The 21,093-nt window shown below is 36.1% G+C and carries 15 protein-coding genes, 3 tRNA genes and 1 rRNA gene; 12 read left to right on the top strand and 7 right to left on the bottom strand.

Annotated features, from left to right (window positions below):
- Positions 1 to 163 (bottom strand): 16S ribosomal RNA (locus AC1RRQ_RS14390); the annotation flags it as partial.
- 1,301 nt (positions 164 to 1,464) lie between these two features.
- Between AC1RRQ_RS14390 and AC1RRQ_RS14385 the strand changes: the two genes are divergently transcribed.
- The gene (locus AC1RRQ_RS14385; protein WP_493023727.1) at positions 1,465 to 5,733 is read left to right on the top strand and encodes an alpha-L-fucosidase; all 4,269 of its coding nucleotides are present in this window, start codon (positions 1,465 to 1,467) and stop codon (positions 5,731 to 5,733) included.
- 95 nt (positions 5,734 to 5,828) lie between these two features.
- On the opposite strand, the gene AC1RRQ_RS14380 is transcribed toward AC1RRQ_RS14385, so the two are convergent.
- The 3 genes from AC1RRQ_RS14380 to AC1RRQ_RS14370 all read right to left on the bottom strand — a co-directional run bounded on the left by AC1RRQ_RS14380 (position 5,829) and on the right by AC1RRQ_RS14370 (position 6,106).
- Positions 5,829 to 5,902: transfer RNA gene (locus tag AC1RRQ_RS14380), tRNA-Arg, on the bottom strand.
- Positions 5,903 to 5,932: 30 nt separating this feature from the next.
- A tRNA-Pro gene (locus AC1RRQ_RS14375) sits at positions 5,933 to 6,007 on the bottom strand.
- Positions 6,008 to 6,022: 15 nt separating this feature from the next.
- Positions 6,023 to 6,106 (bottom strand) — tRNA-Ser (locus AC1RRQ_RS14370).
- A 237-nt stretch (positions 6,107 to 6,343) separates the two neighbouring features.
- Here AC1RRQ_RS14370 and AC1RRQ_RS14365 point away from each other — a divergent pair.
- Both AC1RRQ_RS14365 and AC1RRQ_RS14360 read left to right on the top strand, forming a co-directional pair.
- Positions 6,344 to 7,522, top strand: a complete 1,179-nt coding sequence (locus AC1RRQ_RS14365) for an acetyl-CoA C-acyltransferase (protein ID WP_493023726.1) — start codon at positions 6,344 to 6,346, stop codon at positions 7,520 to 7,522.
- Between the two features lie 65 nt (positions 7,523 to 7,587).
- Positions 7,588 to 8,349, top strand: coding sequence for a C40 family peptidase (locus tag AC1RRQ_RS14360; RefSeq protein WP_493023725.1), 762 nt, complete (start codon positions 7,588 to 7,590; stop codon positions 8,347 to 8,349).
- Positions 8,350 to 8,442: 93 nt separating this feature from the next.
- On the opposite strand, the gene AC1RRQ_RS14355 is transcribed toward AC1RRQ_RS14360, so the two are convergent.
- Positions 8,443 to 9,288, bottom strand: a complete 846-nt coding sequence (locus AC1RRQ_RS14355; protein WP_493023724.1) for an AraC family transcriptional regulator — start codon at positions 9,286 to 9,288, stop codon at positions 8,443 to 8,445.
- 119 nt (positions 9,289 to 9,407) lie between these two features.
- Here AC1RRQ_RS14355 and AC1RRQ_RS14350 point away from each other — a divergent pair, with 119 nt between their 5' ends.
- From AC1RRQ_RS14350 to AC1RRQ_RS14335, 4 genes are all read left to right on the top strand, one after another.
- Positions 9,408 to 10,394 (top strand): aldo/keto reductase, encoded by a 987-nt coding sequence (locus AC1RRQ_RS14350; RefSeq protein WP_493023723.1) that lies wholly within the window; start codon positions 9,408 to 9,410, stop codon positions 10,392 to 10,394.
- Between the two features lie 154 nt (positions 10,395 to 10,548).
- Positions 10,549 to 11,151 (top strand): NAD(P)H-dependent oxidoreductase, encoded by a 603-nt coding sequence (locus AC1RRQ_RS14345; RefSeq protein ID WP_493023722.1) that lies wholly within the window; start codon positions 10,549 to 10,551, stop codon positions 11,149 to 11,151.
- 2 nt (positions 11,152 to 11,153) lie between these two features.
- Entirely contained in the window at positions 11,154 to 11,432 is a 279-nt protein-coding gene (locus tag AC1RRQ_RS14340; RefSeq protein ID WP_493023721.1) for a putative quinol monooxygenase, read from the top strand.
- Between the two features lie 8 nt (positions 11,433 to 11,440).
- Positions 11,441 to 12,418, top strand: a complete 978-nt coding sequence (locus AC1RRQ_RS14335; RefSeq protein ID WP_493023720.1) for a zinc-dependent alcohol dehydrogenase family protein — start codon at positions 11,441 to 11,443, stop codon at positions 12,416 to 12,418.
- A 96-nt stretch (positions 12,419 to 12,514) separates the two neighbouring features.
- On the opposite strand, the gene AC1RRQ_RS14330 is transcribed toward AC1RRQ_RS14335, so the two are convergent.
- Entirely contained in the window at positions 12,515 to 13,222 is a 708-nt protein-coding gene (locus AC1RRQ_RS14330; RefSeq protein ID WP_493023719.1) for a class I SAM-dependent methyltransferase, read from the bottom strand.
- A gap of 220 nt (positions 13,223 to 13,442) precedes the next feature.
- On the opposite strand from AC1RRQ_RS14330, the gene AC1RRQ_RS14325 reads away from it, so the two are divergent.
- Both AC1RRQ_RS14325 and AC1RRQ_RS14320 read left to right on the top strand, forming a co-directional pair.
- Positions 13,443 to 14,324 (top strand): LysR family transcriptional regulator, encoded by an 882-nt coding sequence (locus tag AC1RRQ_RS14325; RefSeq protein ID WP_493023718.1) that lies wholly within the window; start codon positions 13,443 to 13,445, stop codon positions 14,322 to 14,324.
- A 100-nt stretch (positions 14,325 to 14,424) separates the two neighbouring features.
- A complete protein-coding gene (locus tag AC1RRQ_RS14320) occupies positions 14,425 to 15,705 on the top strand; it encodes a DUF2130 domain-containing protein (RefSeq protein WP_493023717.1) in 1,281 nt (426 codons plus the stop codon).
- Positions 15,706 to 15,840: 135 nt separating this feature from the next.
- Here the strand turns inward: AC1RRQ_RS14320 and AC1RRQ_RS14315 are convergent, their stop codons facing one another.
- Positions 15,841 to 16,620 (bottom strand): META domain-containing protein, encoded by a 780-nt coding sequence (locus AC1RRQ_RS14315; RefSeq protein ID WP_493023716.1) that lies wholly within the window; start codon positions 16,618 to 16,620, stop codon positions 15,841 to 15,843.
- Between the two features lie 268 nt (positions 16,621 to 16,888).
- On the opposite strand from AC1RRQ_RS14315, the gene nirB reads away from it, so the two are divergent.
- The 3 genes from nirB (at position 16,889) to AC1RRQ_RS14300 (ending at position 21,036) form a co-directional block, all read left to right on the top strand.
- Positions 16,889 to 19,402: a nitrite reductase large subunit NirB gene (gene nirB / locus AC1RRQ_RS14310; protein WP_493023715.1), complete on the top strand. Its 2,514-nt coding sequence runs from the start codon at positions 16,889 to 16,891 to the stop codon at positions 19,400 to 19,402.
- A 225-nt stretch (positions 19,403 to 19,627) separates the two neighbouring features.
- Positions 19,628 to 20,005 carry a nitrite reductase small subunit NirD gene (nirD, locus tag AC1RRQ_RS14305; RefSeq protein ID WP_493023714.1) on the top strand — a complete coding sequence of 126 codons (378 nt, stop codon included), beginning with the start codon at positions 19,628 to 19,630 and terminating at the stop codon, positions 20,003 to 20,005.
- Between the two features lie 446 nt (positions 20,006 to 20,451).
- Positions 20,452 to 21,036 (top strand): DUF4202 domain-containing protein, encoded by a 585-nt coding sequence (locus AC1RRQ_RS14300; RefSeq protein ID WP_493023713.1) that lies wholly within the window; start codon positions 20,452 to 20,454, stop codon positions 21,034 to 21,036.
- Positions 21,037 to 21,093 lie beyond the last annotated feature (57 nt).

Genomic DNA, 21,093 nt, shown 5'->3' with positions numbered 1-21,093 from the left:
TTAATCCAAATTTCTCTGGGCTATCCCTCTGTGAAAGGCAGATTGCATACGCGTTACGCACCCGTGCGCCGGTCTCTATATCCGAAGACATATACCCCTCGACTTGCATGTGTTAAGCCTGCCGCTAGCGTTCATCCTGAGCCAGGATCAAACTCTTCATCGTATATTTTTTATATTATATTGCGATGCTTTATTCTAGTGGTCTTTTTCCGAATCTAACGATTCTATTACTCTTTATTATTTGTTCCGATTTGCATCGGAACGGCTGTCAATTCAATATGTCTACGAACGTGTATTTCTTTTTGTTTTCGCTTGTGTTTCAAAGCGGGTGCAAAACTAAAAATTTCTTTTGTTTCTCGCAAGAAAAATTTAAAAATTTTTGAAACTTTTTTTTCGTCTCATTTTTCTATTTTTTCTTGCCAATCTCTCAAGGAACTTTCCGTGTTTTGCGGGGTGCAAATGTAACATCCGTTTTCCATTCTCACAAGCTTTTCACAATCTTTTTTTGAAAATTTCTTTTCGTCTTAATCTCGTCTGCTTGTCAGTGTTTCAGGGAACGTTTGTCGTTGTTGCGGGTGCAAAAGTACCACCTTTATTTACATTTACAAGCCCTTTTAGCGAGTTTTTTTAATCTTTTTTATAAGTCGCTGGTTATGCGTTTTTTACAAGGCAAAGTTTTTTGGTTTGTTTTGGGGTTATCTTTGTTTTTGTGTGGTTTTGCCCTGCTCTGCTTTATTTTGCCCCGAAGACACTAAGACACAAAGCTTGGTTTTCTGCTCATGTTTTTCGAATCTCGCAAAGACGCAGAGGCGCAGAGTTTCTTTTTCAAGCCGTCTTTTCTTCTGGAAACCTGCTTTCTTCCCTGTATTTTCTTTTGGAAACGCATATCATAGCCCCGATAGTAGTGGAAATCCTTTTATTTTGGGGTTCAAAATAAAAGATTGCAGCGGATAGCGGGAAATTGCTCCTTAAAATTCCAATAATGAAAATTCCAAATTCCAAAAACTGTTCACGCTTAATTTCAAATTCCAAAATCAAAAGGGCTTCGACTTCGCTCAGCCTGACAATCGAGGCTTTCTACTTATATATATGTATAACAAAAACAAACCCGACAGTTTTTAAAAACCTGTCGGGTTGTGGGAATGAAATCTACTCTTATATATTATAGTATAATTTTACTCCTATATATGTATACCCTTTTGTATGTATCTGGTGAAAACTAAGTAAAATACTACTTTATCTGTTGTGATATTCTGCAATAATTAATACATTCGTACTATACAATTTTTAACTATTTGATTTACAAATAAATAATCCAATTATTTAGTGAATCGTTTTAAAAATTCTACCCGCCATCTTACTTCTAAGAGCCCATTCCCCATATATACTTTGGTTTTGATTTAAAACAATTAGGTTCCCAATAAACCTTACAGATATTATTAACACATTAAACTAACTAATCTTATGAGAAAATCTAATTTACCATCAGACATACTTACCGATGAGGAGTTGCTTAACAAAATACAACAATACACCTTTAAATACTTTTGGGATTATGCCTCTAGTTCAGGAATGGCGTATGAGCGTATACCTGTTTCCGGAACAGCAGGAAACACCGTTACCTCAGGCGGATCAGGATTTGGAGTGATGGCAATTTTAGTCGGCATAGAAAGAAGCTTTATCACCAGAGACGAAGGACGTCAGCGGATTGAGAAAATTGTTGATTTTTTAACTAATTCAGCAACTAATTATAAAGGCGCTTTTGCCCATTGGATTAACGCAAATACCGGCGAAACAATTCCGTTTAGCACTGACGATAATGGAGGCGATCTTGTAGAAACCTCTTATATGATACAAGGTTTAATTACGGCGCGCCAGTATTTTAATCAGCCAATCTTAACCGAACAAAGTCTAGTTGCTAAAATCAATATACTTTGGAACAATGTCGACTGGAATTATTTTACATTTGGATCAGATAAGCTGTATTGGCATTGTGATAATGAATTACAAAATACCCTAAAATTGCAAGTTGTTGGCTGGAACGAGTGCATGATTACCTATCTATTAGCTATCGCCTCACCCACTCATGCTATAAATCCAAGTTTATGGCAAAGCGGCTGGTCATCTGGCGGTACTTATAAAACTAAAAATCAAAGATTTTACAATATAACACTTCCAATTGGCAATGGAAACGCCAAAGGAGGCCCTTTATTTTTTGCCCATTATTCCTTTTTGGGTTTTAACCCGAAAAATTTAAGAGATACACATAATGATGTAAATTATTTTCAACAAAACGTGGCTCACACACTCATAAATAGAGCCTATTGCGAACAAAATCCATTAGAATATACTGGGTACGGAGAAAATAAAGCCTGGGGATTGACTGCTTCTGACGGAAACACGAGTTACAGCGCACATTCGCCCGGAAATGATAAAGGTGTAATTGCCCCAACAGCAGCCATCTCATCAATGCCCTATACTCCAAAAGAATCATTGGCAGCGTTGAGATATTTTTACGAAAAGCTAGGAACAAAAATCTGGAATGAAAAAGCAGGATTTATAGATTCTTTTAACGAAACTGCGAATTGGGTCGATGGCAGCTATTTAGCTATTGATCAAGGACCTATTATTTGTATGATCGAAAATTATCGCTCGGGATTACTTTGGGAGTATTTTATGTCTGCACCAGAAATCCAGACAGCATTAGGCAAACTAAACTTTAAACCAGATTATTATCCGCGTCCGATCACTAGAGAACCACTTTTACTTGATAATTTCGAAAACGGACAAATTAACTTTACAAATAAAATAAATATCAACCCAGCCGGCGATATGCAAATTACAGTAGTGAATAATCCAGACAAAACAGGATCAAACCAAAGCAATAAGGTCCTGAAATTTGAACGGATTGGCAATACTGCTAAATGGGCTGGATTTTTCTGTACACTAAATCAACCGCTTTCTGAGTACAAATATTTATACATGAAATATTATCGAAATAATCCAAATTCTCAGATCAGATTAAATATTTCGACTGAATTCTTACCTCAAAGTCCATTAGATAAAGTAAATGAATGGGGAGTAGTCGTTTTTGATTTACTAACAAACAAAGTAAAAGATATTTCTGCTTTTGGCATTCAACCTGATTTTACAGATAATCGTGCCATTGGCGATATTGTTTATATTGACGAACTAACTTTTAGTGATACCGAAATTGACATCAATCCTTTTTACAATAACAATCCTAAAGAATTAAAGGCAACCAACATACAAACGAACTCTCTTACTTTATCATGGGATCCGCTTCCAGGTATAACATCATACGATATATTTAAAGAAGGGGTTTTTCATCAAAATGTAACTGCCAATTCGATAATAATAGATAATCTGAATGCTTTTGATATTTATTACTTCTCCGTAAGAGGCAGAGATGACAATCAGAATCTTTTTACGAAGTTAAGCACTAACCTTTATGTTGCAACCGAAGAAACAAAATTACACAAAGATCAGCGGATGGCCTGGTGGCGTGAAGCTGGTTTTGGCTTATTTCTTCATTGGGGCGCCTATTCAGGGTTAGCCGGACATTATACAGGTCCTACTTTGATGAAGTCAGGAACTTACGTTAATCCTGATCATTGGATGCAGGATTACTATTCAGCCTATCGCCCTGAATGGATTAATCCGGATGGGACAATTAAAATCGATCCTTCTACCGGCGAACCTTATCAACGCGGTCAATACGCCGAATGGATTATGTTTGCTGCTCAAATACCAAGAGCAGAATACAAAACGCGCTGGCAGCAAAATTTTACAGCACAAAACTTCAATGCTTTCGATTGGGTAAAAATGGCAAAAGATGCCGGCATGAAATACATTGTCATCACCGCCAAACATCATGAAGGCTTTGCATTGATGCACACAAATCATATAGGATACAATATTGAAGACGATACGAATATTTCAGCCGATATTTTGAAAGATTTAGTAGAAGCAGCTCATGCAGCAGGCTTAAAAATTGGGTTTTACTATTCGCAATGTTTAGATTGGATGAATCCCGGAGGAATGGGATGGATTCCTCAAAACACAACTCCAAGTCACGAAGCTTCTTACGAAGATCAATCAAAATATACTAATACTATCGTAATTCCCCATATCCATACCATGATTAATGATTATGGCATTGACCTAATTTGGTGGGATATGGGAGGCGGAAGCACACCTGAATTCCGCTACCGAATGATGAAAGCTATTAAAAACATACCCGGATCTGATCGCTTAATATTCAATAACCGAATGGAAGATGATTTAACCGGAGATTATTTTACCCCAGAACAAAATATTCCAAGTATGCCTCCAAACGGAAATGGAACAGATTGGGAAACCTGCATGACCATGAATGACAATTGGGGATATGACGCTTACGACCCACGCTGGAAAACCGAAACAGATTTACTTCAAAAATTAATCGATATTATTAGTAAAGGAGGTAATTTTCTGCTCAATGTTGGCCCTGAAGCTGACGGAACATTCCCTCCTCAAGCCATAAACAGACTGGAAGGATTTGCCGTTTGGATGGCTATAAACAAAATAGCTATAGAAAAAGTTCAACCCAGTCCCTACACCAAACAATTACCTTGGGGGCGCGCTACCCGAAAAATCGTAGACGGAACACAATACCTATACCTACATGTTTTTACAGATAACTGGCCTATTGATGGAAATTTAGTCGTTCCCGACCTTCTTGACGGAAGCATCGTTAAAGGCTATTTTCTAGCCGATATTACCAAAACGGCATTAAACATAAGCCCTAACGACAAAGGATCAGGATACATTATTCCGGTACCTGCCAACCCTATAGATAGTATTAGCACCACTATTGTTTTAGAGATGTCAGTAATTGTAGATATCCTCATACCTTTTGTAAAACAATTTAAAGACAGCACACTTAATTTAAATGCTGTCGATGCTATCGCAACAGGATTAAGCATCGAAAACGGACCTCTTTACAACTTAGGAGGCTGGACTGACGACAGTAAGTTCGCAACCTGGCACGTTGAAGTTATTCAATCCGGAAACTTCATTCTTGATGCAGTTGTATCCGGCTACTCTGGGCAGTTTATAATTAAAGTAAATGAAACAGATCAAGGTCCTTATCCGTTTACTATTACAACAAGCGGTTTTACGAACTACCAAACCTTATCTATAGGAACCATCAATTTACCTGTTGGCGTTTATGAAATCGAACTGCATCGTATTTCAAACGGAGGATGGGATCCTGTTAATGTACGTCAAATTTCAATTCACCTCCCAGTTGACACAACACCTATCATCAATCAAAATGCAGACAAAACTCTTGTGCTCCCTGCAAAAAATGCCATACTACACGGAAGCGGCATCAATATAGAAAATGCCCCAAATTACAATATAGGAGGATGGACAAACGGACAAGCTTATGCAGCCTGGAGAGTAAAAATAAACAAAACAGGTATTTATCACTGGAAAAGCGAGCTGGCTGGTTATTCAGGAAAATTCCAATTGATGATAAAGGATAGTTTAAGTATTATTTATCCATTTACCACAATCAACAATAATTTTAATAACTACCAAATAAAAGAATTGGGTGATATTTATCTTGAAGAAGGAGTTTATTATATTGAACTGCATCGCATTTCAAACGGAGGATGGGATCCCGTTAATGTACGCAATATAACTTTCTATCAAGATCTGATTTAAAATTAATAAGAAGATAAATAATTTAACAGCACTTCTAAAAATAAAAAAAAAGGAGTAAAAACAAAAAAGCCACTCAAATTGAGTGGCTTTTGTTGTGATCCCAGAAGGATTCGAACCTTCGACCTACGCATTAGAAGTGCGTTGCTCTATCCAGCTGAGCTATGGAACCAAAATAAGTTTTCACAAAACTTTTAAAAAGTCGGGGTGGCAGGATTCGAACCTGCGGCCTCCTGCTCCCAAAGCAGGCGCGATAACCGGGCTACGCTACACCCCGAAGGCAAAATTTAAGCGGAGAGACAGGGACTCGAACCCTGGCGACGGTTACCCGTCGACAGATTAGCAATCTGCTCCATTACCGCTCTGGCACCTCTCCAAGCTCAAGAAACGTGTTCTGTTTTGCGGTTGCAAATGTAAGACAACATTCCATATCTCACAAGTATTTTCAAGCTTTTTTTTAAGTTTTTTTAATCTTTTTTCAAAACCACTTCACAATCAAACAAATAGAATTAACAAAAATTTCATCTTAAATTTAAAATCATCGTATTTGAGACAAAATTTGAATTTATTCAAATAAAGAGTAAATTTGCTAGATAACTAATATTAACAGAAAATGAACAAAAGAGTTGTGATTGTTTCTGCCGTTAGAACACCTATCGGAAGTTTCATGGGAGGGTTATCTACCGTACCCGCACCAAAATTAGGCGCTGCTGCCATAAAAGGAGCCCTTTCTAAAATTAACCTTGACCCAAAATTAGTTGATGAAGTTTTCATGGGGAACGTAATCCAGGCAGGCGTTGGACAAGCTCCGGCTCGTCAGGCTGCGCTTTTTGCAGGATTATCAGAAAAAGTTGCTGCCACAACAGTAAACAAAGTCTGTGCCTCTGGAATGAAAGCTGTAATGTTTGGCGCCCAGGCAATCGCTTGTGGAGATGCTGAAATCGTAGTTGCAGGCGGAATGGAAAGTATGAGCTTGATTCCACATTATGTGCAAATGCGCAACGGAAACAAATTTGGTCCGGCAACAATGCTTGACGGAATGCAAAAAGATGGTTTGACAGATGCTTACGACAACAACGCAATGGGAGTTTGCGCTGATTTATGTGCAGCTGAATACAACATCAGCCGTGAGGAACAGGACAATTTCGCGATTCAGTCTTATGAAAGAAGCGCAAAGGCCTGGGACGCCGGAAAATTTGACAATGAAGTTGTTCCTGTTGAAGTACCACAAAGACGCGGTGAACCTGTTATATTCTCAAAAGACGAAGAATATACAAATGTAAAACTAGACAAAATCCCTACTTTAGGCGCTGTTTTTACAAAAGACGGAACTGTTACCGCTGCAAATGCCTCTACAATCAATGATGGTGCTGCAGCATTAGTTTTAATGTCTGAAGAGAAAGCAAACGAATTAGGTTTAAAACCCCTAGCCTACATAAAAGGTTATGCAGACGCGGCTCAGGAACCAAAATGGTTCACTACAAGCCCTGCAAAAGCATTACCAAAAGCATTAAATAAAGCAGGAATCGCAATTGGAGATGTTGATTATTTCGAATTCAACGAAGCATTCTCTGTTGTTGGTCTTGCCAATTCAAAAATCTTAAATCTTGATAACGATAAAGTGAACGTAAACGGTGGTGCGGTTTCATTAGGACATCCTCTAGGTTGTTCTGGAGCACGTATTATTGTAACCTTACTAAACGTGTTAGAGCAAAACAATGCCAAAACCGGAGCAGCAGCTATTTGCAACGGCGGCGGTGGAGCATCTGCAATTGTTATCGAAAGAGCATAATTAAAATTATAATTAGGAGTTATGAATCGTTATAACTCCTAATTTTCAACTAATACATTACCTAAATGTTCGGAATTTGTAATCTTGCCATAGTACCCGTTCGATCTGAACCTAGTGACAGAAGTGAAATCGTTACACAACTTTTGTTTGGCGAACACGTCGAAATTTTAGAACGCCATAATCAATGGGCCCGAATAAAAATTCAGTTTGACGATTATGAAGGATGGGTCGATTCTAAACAATATCAGGTAATTTCTGAGGCAAATTATAATTTATTAAGCAAAGAAGCCATTATTTTAAATGCTGACTTAATTGATTATATCACAGCTCCGGACAATTTATTGTTGCCAATTCCGCTTGGAGCTTCTTTAACTTTTCTAAACAACAGCGAAATCAATACTGCAAATTTTGATTTTGAAGGAACAAAAACTAGCGGCATAAAACCAAAAAGCGCACTTATAAGCACTGCTTTTATGTATTTAAACGCACCCTATTTATGGGGAGGCAAAACACCTTTTGGAATTGATTGTTCTGGTTTTACACAGATGGTTTACAAACTAAACGGATATAAAATTCATCGTGATGCATCACAGCAGGCACTTGACGGCGAACCATTAAGTTTTATAGAAGAAAGTGAAGCCGGAGATTTAGCCTTTTTCGATAATGACGAAGGAAACATTACACACGTAGGCATTATAATGGAAAATAATTACATCATTCATGCAAGCGGAAAAGTACGTATAGACCGTTTAGACCATTCAGGAATTTACAATCCTGAAATAAATAAACACACACATAAACTGCGTGTAATCAAGAAGATTATTTAACACACAAATTGCACGAATTAACACAAATTAAAATCCTTTTAATCCATGAAATCTGTGGTTAAAAAAATTAATGCAAATTAGTGTAATTCGTGTTTACGCACTAATACGAATCGTTTTTCTAAACTCCGAAGGACTATTCCCTCTCTGTTTTTTAAAGAATTTATTAAAGTGGCTTTCATCTGTAAAACCAAATTCATACGCAATTTCGTTAATACGCTTATCGCTAAATTGTAAACGATGTTCAATCAGCTTTGTTTTATAATTGCTGATATATTGCTGCATTGTTTCGCTGGCATGCTTTTTAAAATAGCGCCCTAAGTAGGTATTCGAAATCCCGAAATAATCACTAATAGATTCTGCTTTAATCTTCTCCGGATAGTAAATATTCGTCTGAATATATTGTAAAATATCCATCGCCTTAGCTTCAGAACCTACATTTACCTGTTCCGGTAAATACTTCGCAATGTTTCTTGCCACAATAATAATCAAGGTATTAACCAATTGCTGAATTAACTCTTTATTATAAACATCTTTATCCTGATGTTCACGACAAATAGCTTCAACCATTACTTTTACCAAACATTTATCGGCATCATTCTTTAAAATACATCCCGGCTGATGATTGGCATTTTGCAGAATATATTCTAAACGCTGAATGTTCTCGTTTTGCAGACTCGAATTTTTCAAATAAATATCATTAAACCTCAAAAAGAAAAACTTCGTTTTTGTCTCAATTGTAAAATTATGACAATCCTCAGGCGTCAATAAAAACATGTGTCCAGCATCATACTCAAAAATGTTTTTGTTGATGCACTGCGTTCCTGTTCCGCTTAAAATATAAACCAATTCAAAAAAATTATGACGATCTCCAACATCCGGATATTCATCCAATGTTTCGAAAGACACTGTAAACGGTTCGTATAAATTTTCTTTTTTCATAATCTGCAAAAATTAAATCAGGATGCAAATATACCTAAAAAAGACAAATATATACAATTTAACACTTAAAAAAATGGTATAATTTTGTCAAAAAATTTTAAGACATCAATTTTAACATCATGGAATATAGAAAATTAGGCAACTCAGAACTTGAATTATCAACTATAACTTACGGTGCATTTGCTATTGGCGGTAACATGTGGGGCGGAAACGAAAAGAAAGATTCAATCGACTCTATTCACGCTTCTATCGAACACGGCGTAACTACAATAGACACCGCTCCTTTTTACGGATTTGGTTTAAGTGAAGAAATGATTGGTGAAGCTTTAAAATCTCAAGATCGTTCAAAAGTCCAATTACTAACCAAATTTGGTTTAGTTTGGGACGGAAGCAATAACGGAAAAGGTGATTTCTTTTTTGATGCCGATGACAACGGAAAAAAATTACCAATTTATAAATACGCTTCAAAAAACAACATAATAAAAGAAGTAGAAGAAAGCTTAAAACGTCTTCAAACAGATTATATCGACTTATTACAAATTCACTGGCCAGACTCCACTACTCCAATTCAGGAAACTATGGAAGCTTTAGAAACCCTTATTCAACAAGGAAAAATCAGAGCAGCTGGAGTGAGTAATTACGATGCTGACCAAATTAAAGAAGCGCAAAAAACAATACAATTAGCATCAAACCAAGTTCCGTTTAGTATGCTGAATCAGGCAATTCAAACCGATTTAGTACCGCTTACTATTCAGGAAAACATAGGAATCATTGCTTACAGCCCAATGGAACGAGGGTTATTAACCGGAAAATATTTCACCAACGGTAAACTAAAAGAAAACGATCACAGAAACGGTTATTTCGGTCAGTTTGATCTTCAAAAAGTAAAAACTTTAGTCGAAGAATTAAGCTCATTGGCCAACACAAAACACATGTCAATTTCACAATTAGTTTTACGCTGGACGACTTTACAAAAAGGAATCACCATTGTTTTAGCCGGAGCAAGAAACGCAGAACAAGCTATTTCTAATGCAAAAACAATGGATTTCGATTTATCAGCTTCTGAATTAGAGTTCATTAATCAGGCGATTTCAAAATTGAAATAATAAAAAATCTCAAAAATTAAATAATAACAATTTGGGCGTGTTTCGCCGCGGCGAACCGGGCTATCCGCTAAATCTTTTCCTTTTTAAAGAAAAAAGAAAAAGGATATCGCTCCTATCCCTCACGCAGCCCAGATTCATCAGAACAAAAAGTAAAATGAAGAAAATATTCATCATCAACGGAAGTCAAAATTTTGCGCATTCAGGCGGAAAATTCAATGAAACCGTTACCAATTGGACAATCGAATACTTAAAAAGTAAAAATTACGAAATTAAAACAACCGATATCAAACAAGATTTTGACTTAGATCAAGAAGTAGAAAAATTTGTTTGGGCAGATGTTGTTGTCTATCATACACCAGTTTGGTGGTTTCAATTACCAAATCTTTTCAAAAAATACATTGACGACGTTTTTACTGCCGGGCACCAAAAAGGAATTTACAAAAGCGACGGAAGAAGCCGTGTAAATCCTGACATCAATTACGGAACCGGTGGAATGCTGCACGGACGCAAATATATGCTTACTACAAGCTGGAATGCACCCGCAACTGCCTTTACACTTCCGGGAGAATTCTTCGAAGAAACATCTGTAGATGATGGAGTTATGTTTGGTTTCCATAAAATGAATAAATTTGTAGGTATGGAAAAATTAGACGGTTTCCATTTCCACGACGTTGAAAAAGGTGCAACTGCAGAAAACATTGTCATCTTCAAAGAAAATTACACCAAACATTTAGAAGAAACTTTTAAAACCTTATAATCATGATATCGATTACCGCAATTTTCAAAAGCAAACCCGAAAATATAGAACAAGTTCAAAGCATGTTAAATCACCTGGTTACTGAAACCAGAAAAGAAGCAGCCTGCATTCGTTATGATCTTCATCATAGTGAAAATGTTTTTATTATTTGGGAAGAATGGAAAGATCAGCCAGGTCTTGACATACATAACAACCAGCCCTACTTACTAGAATTTATTACTAAAAGCGAAAGTTTAGTTGCCTCACCAATTCAGGTTTACAAAACAGTTCAAATACTATAATTAAAACAATGAAAGCACTTTTAACTAATACTTACGAATCTGAATTTGTAAGCACCGAAATCGAAAAACCAGCTCCAAAAAAAGGAGAAGTTTTGGTAAAAATACACGCAAGCGGCGTAAACCCAATCGATAACAAAATCAGACTTGGACTTTCGCCCTATGCATCTCCAGTATTGCCTGCTGTTTTAGGAACAGATCTTGCCGGAGTAATCGAAGCAGTTGGCGAAGGCGTTACCGATTTTAAAGTTGGAGATGAAGTCTACGGACTTGCCGGAGGCGTTCTGGGACTTCAGGGAACTTTAGCCCAATATACATCCGTTGATGCTGATTTACTGGCCATAAAACCAAAAAATCTAAGTATGAAAGAAGCAGCTGGTATTCCGCTGGTTTTGCTTACCGCTTGGGAAGGTTTGATTGACAGAGCCAGAGTACAAAAAGGCGACAAAGTTTTGGTTCATGCAGGAGCCGGCGGCGTTGGCCACATGGTAGTACAGCTCGCTAAAATTTTTGGTGCCGAAGTTTTCGCAACCGTTTCTGAGCAAAAAGCAGATTTTGTAAAAGCTTTTGGAGCAACCCCAATTGATAAAAGCACACCCGTTGAAGATTACGTTAATCAATACACAGACGGAAAAGGTTTTGATGTTATTTACGATACCCTTGGAGGCCAGTCTCTAGATGACTCATTTAAAGCGATTCGTCATTACGGGCAAATCAGCAGCTGTTATGCTTTTGGAACTCATACATTAGCAACAAGTTCTCTTCGTTCTGCAAGTATTCACGGTGTTTTCGTTTTACGTCCTATGATTGGAAACGAAAATCGTAAACATCACGGAGATATCTTAAAAGAAACAACAAAACTAATTGAAGAAGGAAAATTAAAACCAATTATTGATCCAAGAAAATTCACTCTGGATAATGCTATGGAAGCCCATAAAGCAGTAAGTGACGGGTCTGCAATTGGAAAAATTGTTGTAGATATTATCTAAGTTTTTTTGCCGCGAATTCACGAATTTTATTCTTTCCAATCTATACGCAAAGTATTTAATTTAGATTAATTCGTGAATTCGTGGCTATTAAAAAACTTATTTAATCCCGCCAAAAGCTCCGAAACACATATTTTTATGCAAAATTTCTACGCTTTTAAAACCCACTTTTTTCATTAAATCCAATTGATAATTCATTGATCTTGGTGTATCTTCTTTGGCGATATAATCGAATACATTTTGGCGATATGCAACACCGCCAATTCCTTCTAAATATTCACCGTATCGCTGCCACGTATATTCATTCAATAAATCAGTATCCTGCGTAATCAAATCCGAAACCATAAAACAGCCGCCCGGTTTCAATAATTTAAACAATTTTGTAAAAGTAGTTTCCCAATCCTGATCGTCGCGTAAATGATGCAAAACTGCTCCAGCCAAAATAATATCAAAAGTATTTTCTTCTAAATCAACTTCACGAATATCCCCTTCTTTTATTTCTACTTTTCCGTTTGTTGCTGCCGAAACTCTTTCTAAAGCCTTATCTAACATTGGCCGACTCAAATCGACCAAAGTACAGTTTAAATTGGGCAATTTAGATAACATCATTAAAGTATAATTTCCGGCACCACAGCCTATATCTAAAACATGAGTCGCATTAGGCACAATTCGTTTTGAGGCTTCGGTAATTAATTCTAAAGAAACTTTTGCGTCAATTGTAGATAATTGTCCCGTTTCTAAATTTGAAAATCTTTCGACATCATTATCAAACCGTTCTTTAATTTCTTCAATAGTTGATTTTTTCATACTTCTTGCTTTTTAATCTCTCACAGATTGAACAAATTGAGCGAATCTTTTTTGCTATTATTGATTGGAATATTGTGATTAAGATGATTTTATCTAAACTCATAATCTGCTCCATCTGCAAGATCTGCGAGAGATTTGTTTTTTTCTTTTTCAAAACTATTCCTTTCATAAATACTTTAAAAATACTATTTTTATCATTAAACAATACCTTATAAGTATTATGGAATTACGTCACTTAAAATATTTTTTGGCTGTCGCCGAAGAACTAAACTTTACCAGAGCTTCAGAAAAACTTTTTATCTCGCAGCCGCCATTAAGCCGTCAGATTATTGAATTGGAAGAAGAAATACAAGCGAAACTATTTATTCGGAACAATAAAAAAGTAGAACTTACCGAAGCTGGAAAATATTTCGAGAAAGAAGTTACAGCACTTTTTCAGAATCTGGAACGCGTTGCCGTCAAAACAAAAAAGATTGGCGAGAATGTTTCCGGCGAATTCAGAATTGCTTATATCAGCTCCATTTATTCAGCCGTAATTTCAGAATTAATTAAACATCTAAAAGTACAATTTCCTTATGTAAACTTCAAATTATTTGAGGTTTCAACTACAAAGCAAATCAACGCTTTAGAACAAGGAAAAATCGAAATGGGAATTATTCGTTCTCCAATAAAATCTCCTAAAATAAAATCACATTTATGGTTTCAGGATGGATTTTCGTTAGTTTACAATAAAAATAGTATCCAATTAAAATCCGAAAAAGAAATTCTAAACCTAAAAGACGAAACTTTTATATTCTTCAATAAAGATTATGCACCGCATTATCACGAAGTTTTATTAGAACTTTGTGCTTTTTATGGCTTTACGCCGAAGATTATTCACGAAGCGAATAATATTAACTCAATTGTACAATTAGTCAAAAACGGACTGGGAATTTCAATCGTGCCTTCAAATATTGCCAAAAACAATCAGGATTCTGAGATTGGTTTTATGGAACTCAAAAAAGTAAATCTTTTTACCGATGTTTCTATTATCACCTCAAAAGCAGACGATTCTGAAATCACGCAATCTGCTGTTGAGTTTTTATTGTCACAAAGGCAATAACAAAAAAACGTTACAATTTATTACAGAAATCCACATTATAAAAAGAGAACTTTTAAATACCTTAGCAAATTATAATGCTACAAAAATAAAATCAATAAAAATGGCTGAACAATCTTCAATTCAGTGTCCAAACTGCGGAACTCCTATCGATGTCAATGATGTTTTAAAACATCAATTGGAAGATAGTATCCGTAAAGAATTTCAACAAAAAGCTACGATCCAAAATAAAGAATTAGAACTTAAAAACGAACAGCTCGAAAAAGCCAAAACCGAATTTGAGGCCAAAAAAAAGCAGGAAAACGAACTTTTTGCTGAACGTTTAGAGCGCGAAAAAAAGACAGCTGAAAAAGAAATTACTGAAAAGCTAAAAACGAAACTCGAAGAAGAAAACAAAGATCGTTTGCTTTTAATGGAAAAAGAGCTTTCTGAGAAATCAGATAAAATCAGGGAATTAAATAAAATGCAGGGCGAAATTGCAAAACTCCAACGTGAAAAACTGGAAATGAAAGAAGCAATTGAAGCCGAGGCACAAAAGCAGTTAAATGCTACTTTGGTTTTGGAACGCGATAAAATCCGCAAACAGGAAGAAGAAAAAAACGAGCTGAAAATAAAAGAATACCAAAAGCAATCTGACGATCAGAAAAAGCTGATTGAAGAAATGAAACGCAAACAGGAACAAGGTTCTATGCAATTGCAAGGCGAAGTAATGGAATTAGCGATTGAAGAATGGCTGGCAAATAATTTTCCGCTTGACAGCATTGATGAAATCAAAAAAGGAGCAAATGGCGCTGATTGTCTTCAAATTGTAAATACACGCGAATTGCAAAACTGCGGTTCTATTTATTACGAAAGTAAAAGAACAAAAGCTTTTCAGCCTACGTGGATCGAGAAGTTTAAAAATGATATTAGAACTAAAAGAGCCAATATTGGTGTTTTAGTTACCGAAGTAATGCCGGCCGGAATGGAACGTATGGGCATGCGCGACGGAATCTGGATTTGTACTTACGAAGAGTTTAAGGGCTTAAGTGCCGTTTTACGTCAGTCTTTAATTCAGGTAAGTCAGGCGGTTCAGGCGCAGGAAAACAAAGGCGATAAAATGTCGATGTTGTACGATTTCTTAACCAGCAACGAATTTCGTTTACAAATTGAAGGTATTGTAGAAGGTTTTACCCAAATGCAAAACGATTTGGATTCTGAAAAAAGAGCCATGCAGAGAATTTGGAAACAAAGAGAAAAACAAATTGAAAAAGTAGTTCACAATACGCTGGGAATGTACGGTTCAATTCGTGGTATTGCCGGAAATGCGGTTCAAACCGTGAGAGCTTTAGAACTGGATTTTATTGAAGGTGATGATGAAGATCCTAAAGAATTATTAGAATAATTAACATAAAAAAGGCTTCGATTAATTTCGAAGCCTTTTGTGAATTAACCTTTTTTGAAAGACATTGTCAATCCAAACTGATTAGAAAGAAAGTTATTTTAAAACTATAATAAGACATTTTTTGAAGTAAACATTTTAATCCACTTTCTTAAAAACTAAAAGCTTACCGGACGGATTCGACAATGTTAGTCTGTTATTTTCTATAGAATAAGTTGTGGTGCTCTGGAGTGCTTTAGTAAATTCTCCTTCTTTATTTCCAGGTGCACAGGCCATTAAAGTCGAAATTACTTTAGAAAAACGCAGTAAACCTTTTTCATAAAAAATAGAGCCGCTGATAGAATTACAGCCACCGTAACCCATAAATCTATTCTCTGATGAATTGATTTCGATTCTAGGGAATTCTCTCTGAAAATCAGTTACAAAAACCTTAAAACCATTTAGTTCTTCCAGAACCCAAATATCGTGCAAGCGGTAATCAGTATTATATTTACCACATCCACTTAGCTTTTTAACTTCCAGCTCAGCATTGTTTTTAATTTCTACAGAAACTTTATAAGGAGAAATAACTCCCGACATTGAATCCTGGCAATCAACCTGCTGGATAGTGACCGTTGCAGTAGATGTTTCGTTACTTAGTTTGTACATTTTTACATTGGCATCCATAGCTCTTATGGCTTCAACTGCCGGAAAAATAAGTTTTTCTTTTCCTGGTATCAGCGAAGTAAAAACAAAATTATCATTTCCCATCTTTAAGCCCCAAAACGGCTCATTTCCGGTCGATGTAAAAAAGTACTTCAACTCATCTTCCTGAGATCCATATTCAGAAGTGGTTTGTGTATCAGAAGTTTTGCCTGCTGTAGATTTACAGCCAACTATTAAAGTAAGCAGAAGCAATAGGGAGAGTATATTTTTCATAATAATTTATTTGAAGTATAATCTTTTAGCAAAATTACAGGTAAAATTCTTATGAATTTACAACATTTATTTGAATTTCTTATTTAGAATCTTTTCAAATTTAAAACAATCAGCACTATTAGATTACGCTCAAAACCCGCACTACGTAAAAGATTAAGTTAAAATACGTAATTAGTAAAAACATTATCTTATCTAAAAATTTACATATTAAGTATTTTTATAAGTATAAATACTTATATTTGCGTAGTAATACTTAATTAAAGAAATCATGATTAGAGTAATAGTAGTTGGAAACGGCATGGTTGGTTATAAATTTTGCGAAAAGTTCATTGCAAAATCAGGACAGGAAAAGTATCAGATTACGGTTTTTGGTGAAGAACCAAGACGCGCTTACGACAGAGTACATTTGAGCGAATACTTTGGAGGAAAATCTGCAGATGATTTATCATTATCAACAACCGAATGGTACGCAGAAAACAACATTACTCTAAATACATCTGAATTAATTACAGATATTAACCGTAAAGACAAAACCATACATACCCATTTAGAACACACACACACGTACGACTACTTAGTTTTAGCAACAGGTTCTTCTGCTTTTGTTCCTCCAATTGACGGAGTAGAAAAAGAAGGCGTTTTTGTTTACAGAACAATAGAAGATCTGGACGCCATTATGGCCTACGCTAAAAAGATAAAAATAAAAGGCGCAACCGAAGCTGCCGTTCTGGGTGGCGGGTTATTAGGCCTTGAAGCAGCAAAAGCGGTTAGAGATTTAGGATTGAATCCGCATGTAGTGGAATTTGCTCCTCGATTAATGCCAAGACAATTAGACAAAGGCGCAAGCGATATGCTGCAATCTAAAATAGAAGAGCTTAATATTGGCATTCATCTTAACAAAGCAACCCAATATATTGACGGAAACGAAAGTATAACAGGAATGATGTTTGCTAATGACGAATTGCTAAAAGTAGACATGCTGGTGATATCTGCCGGAATTAAACCTCGTGACGAACTGGCTCGAGTTTCAGGACTTGAAGTTGGTCTAAGAGGCGGTATCGTGGTAAACAATCAAATGCAGACATCAGATCCTTCTATTTTTGCTATTGGCGAAGCCGCACTTTACAACCAAAACATTTACGGACTCGTTGCGCCAGGTTATGAAATGGCCGATGTAGCCGCTGAGCAAATCTTAAATGGCGATAAAACCATGAGAGAAACCATCGATATGTCGACACAATTGAAATTAATCGGTGTTGAAGTGGCAAGTTTTGGTGATCCTTTTATTGAAAACGAAAATGTAACCGCTATCATTTATGAAAATAAATTGAGTGGCATTTACAAAAGAATAAATGTAACCAAAGATTCTAAAACCCTATTAGGCGGTATTTTGGTTGGAGACTCGAGCGATTACAATTCGCTTTTTCAGATCTACAGCAACGCAATGCCCCTGCCTAAAAATCCAGAAGATTTAATTTTAGGTTCTCGCGATGGTTCTGAAGGTTCAAGTTTAGGAAGCGTAATGGACTTGCCAGAAAGCGCTGTAATTTGTTCTTGCGAAAATGTAACCAAAGGTGCTATTTGTTGCTCTCTTCTGGACGAAACTTGTTCCAGTTTTTCTGATGTGGTAAAACACACCAAAGCCACTTCTGGATGCGGAGGCTGTAAACCAATGGTTTCTGATTTAGTAAAAGCGACTCAAAAATCATTAGGAAAAGAAGTAAAAGAAGTGATCTGCGAGCATTTCAGCTATAACCGTCAGGAATTATTCGATTTAGTAAAAATCAATAAATACGAGAATTTTTATGATGTTCTGGATCATCACGGAAAAGGAGACGGCTGCGAAATTTGTAAACCCGTTGTGGCTTCTATTTTCTCCAGTATTTACAACGATACGGCAAATAAACATGTTACAACTCAAGATACCAACGATAGATTTCTGGCTAACATTCAGCGAAACGGAACCTATTCTGTTGTACCAAGAGTTGCCGGAGGCGAAATTACTGCCGAAAAATTAATCGTTATTGGAGAAGTTGCCAAACAATTTGATTTATATACCAAAATTACGGGAGCACAAAGAGTTGATTTATTCGGAGCCCATTTAAGTGACTTGCCAAAAATCTGGAAAATCTTAATCGATAATGGTTTTGAAAGCGGTCATGCCTACGGAAAATCCCTTCGTGCCGTTAAAAGTTGTGTTGGAAATGCCTGGTGCCGCTACGGAATGGACGACAGCGCCGGATTTGCCATTGAACTCGAAAACAGATATAAAGGGATTCGTTCTCCACATAAATTAAAAGGCGGAGTCTCAGCCTGCATCCGCGAATGCGCAGAAGCCCGAGGAAAAGATTTCGGATTAATCGCTGTGGAAGGCGGTTGGAATTTGTACATAGCCGGAAATGGCGGAGCAAATCCAAAACATGCCGTTTTATTAGCTGAAAAAATCGACAAAGAAACGGTTATTAAATACATGGACAGATTCTTAATGTATTACATCCGTACAGCTGGTCCGCTTATTAGAACATCAACCTGGTTAGAAAAACTAGAAGGAGGTTTAGAATATTTAAAAGAAGTTATAATCGAAGATAGTTTAGGGATCTGTGAAACACTCGAAGCCGAAATGCAGACTTTAGTAAATACCTTCGAATGCGAATGGAAACAAGTACTCGAAAAACCAAGATTATTAAAACGTTTCAATCATTTTGTAAACTCTGAAGAGAAAGATGACAATGTCGTTTTTGTTCCGCTTAGAGATCAAAAAATGCCAAAAGCGTGGACTTAAAAAAAATATCTTGCCATAAAGACGCAAAGTCACGAAGTCAAATCATAAAAACTTTAAAAAAAACTTAGCGCCTTTGCGTCTTTGTGGCAAAACATATAAAGCTCCAAAAAAAAAGAAAAATCACAAACGTTTGCTGTCCTTCTTACCCTCTTTTTTACTGCGCCATCAAATCTCTCTTGATTGTAAAAAGAGGGCTAAGAAACAGGAAATCAAAACTCAATCAAAATGGAAGAAATCTTAAATCAATACGAAACAGTTCATGCAAACGATGCTGTAATTTGGTTCAAAGCAGGCAAAGTTGAAGATTTTCCAACCAATCGCGGAGGCTGTATCAAATACAAAAACAAACAAATTGCTATTTTTAATTTTGCACGCCGCAACGAATGGTACGCTTGTCAAAATGCCTGTCCGCACAAAATGGAAATGGTTCTCGCCAGAGGCATGACCGGATCTTCAGATGATATCCCAAAAATTGCCTGTCCAATGCATAAAAAAACATTTTCGTTAGTAGACGGCTCCAACCTAAACGGCGAAGAATATAGCATTGCAACTTACCCAATTAAAATTGTTGAAGGCGACGTATTCGTAGGTTTTGCAGACTAATTTATAGGCCACAGATTACACCGATTAAAAGGATTAAAATTGTTTGCCACGACCCGAGCGATAGCGAACATGCGAAGCAATTTCACAAATTAACACGAATTAAATTCGCACTAATTTGTGAAATTCGTGGCAAAAAAAACTTAACACAAGATTAAATCCAAAAAATCCTTTAATCTGTGGCAAAAAAACAAAACAATAATTCGCGAAATTCATGGCAAAAAAAAAACTTAACACAAGATTAAATCCATAAAATCCTTTAATCTGTGGCAAAAAACAAACCAATAATTCGCGAAATTCATGGAAAAAAAACTTAACACAAGATTAAATCCATAAAATCCTTTAATCTGTGGCAAAAAACAAACCAATAAATCCGCACTAATTCGAGAAATTCGCGGCAGAAAAAAACTTAATTCCGTATCTTTGAAATTCTATTATCAAACCAAAAAATGACTACACCTTTTCAAAAAGCAAGCGAATGGATTGATGCTGAAAACGCACAAGATCCAAATATCGAAATCGATCAAAACACAGAGTACCCAAAGGAATTACTATATTCTAATCGAATGTATGAACGATTAATGCAGTTTGAACCCGAAGCTTCAGAACAAATTCAAATTGCCTCAAAAGCACAACACATCTGCCGATGGAAAGTTGCGCGCGAATCGTACCCTATGGATCGTGTTGGTTATTTGAAATGGAGAGAAGAACTTAAAAAATTTCATGCTAAAACTACTGCCGAAATTCTGGAAAAAGCAGGTTACGATCAAACTTTTATCGATCGTGTTTCTTTTTTAATCGAAAAAAAACTGCTTAAAAAAGATGCCGAAACTCAACTATTAGAAGATGTTATCTGCCTTGTGTTTTTAGAGTATTATTTAGATCCTTTTGTTCACAAACACGACGAAGAAAAACTAAAAAACATCATCAAAAAAACCTGGGATAAAATGTCAGACAAAGGACATCAGGAAGCCTTAAAAATCAATTATTCCGAAGAAAATTTAAACCTTATAAAAGCTTCTTTGGGATTGTAAAAAAATATGAAATGAGCTAAAGCGAATTCCATTTTCCTATAGAAAGACAAATATTAT

Source organism: Flavobacterium sp. GW821-FHT12A05 (assembly GCF_058807735.1).
The sequence above is the reverse complement of the archived record's forward strand: the minus strand, read 5'-3'. Positions and strand labels throughout refer to the sequence as shown.